The sequence below is a fragment of the Streptomyces synnematoformans genome, from assembly GCF_039531005.1.
In the GTDB taxonomy this organism is placed as follows: domain Bacteria; phylum Actinomycetota; class Actinomycetes; order Streptomycetales; family Streptomycetaceae; genus Streptomyces; species Streptomyces synnematoformans.
In genome coordinates, this window is record NZ_BAAAPF010000496.1 from 1 (window position 1) to 3387 (window position 3387).

A 3387-nucleotide genomic window follows, 5' to 3' on the forward strand; every position below is an offset into this window, starting at 1 on the left:
ACCGTAAGGGCCCGGAGACCGCCCGTCGCGGGTCAACTCCCGTTCACCGCGGGCACCCTGTGCAAGTCGCCCCGCGGCGTCAATACTGCGGTCCATCCTGCACGCCGTACCAGGGGAGGGACCGTGTCCGCCTACTCCAGACGCCGCGCCGTCGCCACGCTGTCCACCGCCGTCGCCGGCGGCGCGCTCGCCGGGGGGCTCCCCGCGTACGCGCAGGCCGCCGACCGGCACCGCCCCGAGCGGGGCCGCGGGCCCGCGCCCCTGCGGCAGGCCCACGCCCACAACGACTACCTGCACGAGCGCCCCCTCCTCGACGCGCTGGACCACGGCTTCGCCAGCGTCGAGGCGGACATCTGGCTGGTCGACGGCCGGCTCCTCGTCGCCCACGACGCGTCCCAGCTCGACCCCGCCCGCACCCTCCAGCGGCTCTACCTGGACCCGCTGGCCCGCCGCGTACGGGCCAACGGGGGCCGCGTCTACCGGGGGCACCGGCTCTCCCTCCAGCTGCTCATCGACCTCAAGACCGCCGGCGGCCCGACGTACCGCGCGCTGTCCGAGGTGCTGCGCGGCTACGGCTCGATCTTCAGCTCCGCCGCCGGCGGCCGGGTCCGCCGCCGCGCGGTGACCGCCGTCATCTCCGGCGACCGCGGCGCCCGCGCGCCGATGGAGGCCGAGAAGCTGCGCTACGCCTTCTACGACGGCCGCCACGACGACATCAACTCCGGTGTCCCCGCGTCGTTCATCCCGCTCATCAGCGGCAACTGGAACGCCAGCTTCAGCTGGCAGGGCACCGGCACGATGCCGGCCGCCGAGCGCAACTGGCTGAACCTCATCGTCCACACCGCCCACCGGCAGGGCCAGACGGTCCGCTTCTGGGCCACCCCGGACGCCCCGGGCCCGGCCCGCGACAACCTGTGGCGCACGCTCCTCGACGCGGACGTGGACTGGATCAACACCGACGACCTGGCCGGCCTGAAGGCGTTCCTCCGCCAGCACGGCTCCTGAGAGCGCGGCCGCCTCCCGGCGGCGGCCCCGCGCCCGCGTCACACCACGTACGCGCCCGCCCGCGCCGCCGCCACCGCCGCCGCCGCGCCGCCGTCGGCGGCGGCGTCGTCGGGGGGGTCGCCGCTGGCGAGCAGGCGGTAGTACAGGGGGGCGGAGACGGCGCGGACGACCTCGTGCGGGTCGGTGCCGGCGGGGACTTCGCCGCGGGCCGCCGCCTGCTCGACGCAGGGGGCCCACTCGGCGATGCGGATCGCGTAGAAGCGGTGCAGGGCCGCCGCCGCGCGCTCGTCGCACGTGGCCGCCGCGATCACCGCGCGGAACAGCGCGCCCTGCCGGGGGTCGGCGAGGGTGCGCCGGACGAGGCGGGCGTTGGCGCGCAGGTCGCCGGCCAGCGAGCCGGTCTCGGTCCGCGGCACTGACTGCTCCGCCATGTCCGCGAGCAGGTCGGCGACGAGCCCGGTGGCCGTGCCCCAGCGGCGGTAAACGGTGGTCTTGCCGACCTCGGCGCGGCGGGCGACGTCGGCGAGGTCGAGGTGGGCGAAGCCGTGTTCGGCCAGCGCGTCGCCGGCGGCCTGGAGCACCGCGGCCCGCACCCGCGCGGTACGGCCGCCGGGCCGGAGCGTGCCGGGATCGGATTCGAGGCTCACTAACGGATCTCCAGTTTCATTAGTTCGGAATCCTCTGCTACCTTCGGCTCCAGCTTAACGGAACACGGGTCCCGTTAGCCCGTACGAAGGGAACCTCCATGTCCGTGCTGGACCAGACCGCCGCAACGGCGCCCCGCGCGCCCCGCATGACCGGCCGGCAGAAGCTCGTCCTCACCCTCCTCCTCGGCGCCCAGTTCATGGTCGCGGTGGACTTCTCCATCCTGAACGTCGCCCTCCCCGTCATCGGCGCCGGCCTCGGCTTCCCCCTCGCCCACCTGCAGTGGATCGCCACCGCCTTCGCGCTCGCCGCCGCCGGCTTCACCCTCCTCTTCGGCCGCATCGCCGACCTCTTCGGCCGCAAGCGGCTCTTCCTCGGCGGCATGGCCCTGCTCGGCCTGTCCTCCGCCCTCGGCGGCCTCGCCACCTCCCCCGGGATGCTGCTCGTCGCCCGCGTCCTCCAGGGCCTGGCGACCGCCGCCGTCACCCCCGCCGGGCTCTCCCTGCTCACCACCGCCTTCCCGGAGGGCCCGCTGCGGCGGCGGGCGCTCGGGCTCAACGGGGCGCTCATGTCCGCCGGGTTCACCGCGGGCGCCGTGCTCGGCGGGCTCCTCACCGACCTGCTCTCCTGGCGCTGGGCGTTCCTGGTCAACGTGCCCGTGACCGCCGCCGTGCTGGCCGTCGCGCCCGCCGTCATCGCCGACTCCCGCCCCGCCGGCCGGCCCCGGCTCGACGTCCCCGGCGCGGTCACCGTCACCGGCGGGCTGCTCGCCGTCGTCTACGGGCTGACCCGGGCCGGCGAGGCCGGCTGGACCCGGCCCGGCACCCTCGCGGCGCTCGGCGCCGGCGCCGCGCTGCTCGTCGCGTTCTGGTGCGTCGAGCGGCGCGCGGACAAGCCGCTGGTGCCCGTACGCATCCTTAGGCGGCCCACCGTCGTGTGGGGCAACGCCGCCGGGCTCGTGGCCTTCCTCACCGAGACCTCCCTCGTCTTCCTGCTCACCCTCTACCTCCAGGAGGTCCTGGGCTACACGCCGCTCGCCACCGGCCTCGCCTTCGGCGTCCTGGGCCTGGGCACCGTCCTCGGCGGCACCCTCGGCGGGCGCGTCACCGGCCGCATCGGCAGCCGCGCGACCATCGTCTACGGCGGCGTGGCGCAGGCCGTCGCCACCGCGGCGCTGCTCGCGCTCGGCACCTCGGGCGACTGGATCTGGCTGCTGCTCGCGGCGACGTTCGCCGGCGGCGTCGGCAACATGCTGATGATCACCGGGTTCATGGTCACCGCCACCTCCGGGCTGCCCGACTCCGAACAGGGCCTGGCCACCGGGCTCGCGACCATGACCCAGCAGGTCGGCATCACCATGGGCATCCCGGTGATGAGCGCCGTCGCCACCGCCCGCATCACCGCCGTGGGCGGGGAGGGCCCCGGGGCCGTGCTCTCCGGGGTCAGGACCGCGGTCGGGGTCAACGCCGCGCTCGTGCTCGCGGGCGCGCTGGCCGCGGGCGCGCTGCTCGGGCGGCGGCGGGAGCCGGCGGGGTCTGCGGGGTCTGCGGGAGCTGCGGGGCCGGGCCGGTGAGGCACCCGCACCGGTGATCCCGGCGCGCCGCCGCCGGAACGGGGCGCATGCTCACCTAGCGTGACGTCGTGTCAACGAGAAGTCACCTCCTCCCCCGCAGGCGGCGCACCGCCGTCGCCGTCGCCGAAGCCGCCGTGGTCGCGGCCGTCGCCACAGCGAGCACG

Annotated in this window: 3 protein-coding genes; 2 read left to right on the forward strand and 1 reads right to left on the reverse strand. The window is 76.0% G+C overall.

What is annotated here, in order from left to right; all coding sequences use genetic code 11:
* Nucleotides 1–123: 123 nt before the first annotated feature.
* Nucleotides 124–1005: a phosphatidylinositol-specific phospholipase C/glycerophosphodiester phosphodiesterase family protein gene (locus ABD317_RS35005; protein ID WP_344295677.1), complete on the forward strand. Its 882-nt coding sequence runs from the start codon at nt 124–126 to the stop codon at nt 1003–1005.
* Nucleotides 1006–1043: 38 nt separating this feature from the next.
* Here ABD317_RS35005 and ABD317_RS35010 read toward each other — a convergent pair whose 3' ends face one another.
* Nucleotides 1044–1652 (reverse strand): TetR/AcrR family transcriptional regulator, encoded by a 609-nt coding sequence (locus ABD317_RS35010; protein ID WP_344295681.1) that lies wholly within the window; start codon nt 1650–1652, stop codon nt 1044–1046.
* Nucleotides 1653–1750: 98 nt separating this feature from the next.
* On the opposite strand from ABD317_RS35010, the gene ABD317_RS35015 reads away from it, so the two are divergent.
* Nucleotides 1751–3223, forward strand: a complete 1473-nt coding sequence (locus ABD317_RS35015; RefSeq protein ID WP_344295685.1) for an MFS transporter — start codon at nt 1751–1753, stop codon at nt 3221–3223.
* The last annotated feature ends 164 nt before the right edge of the window (nt 3224–3387 follow it).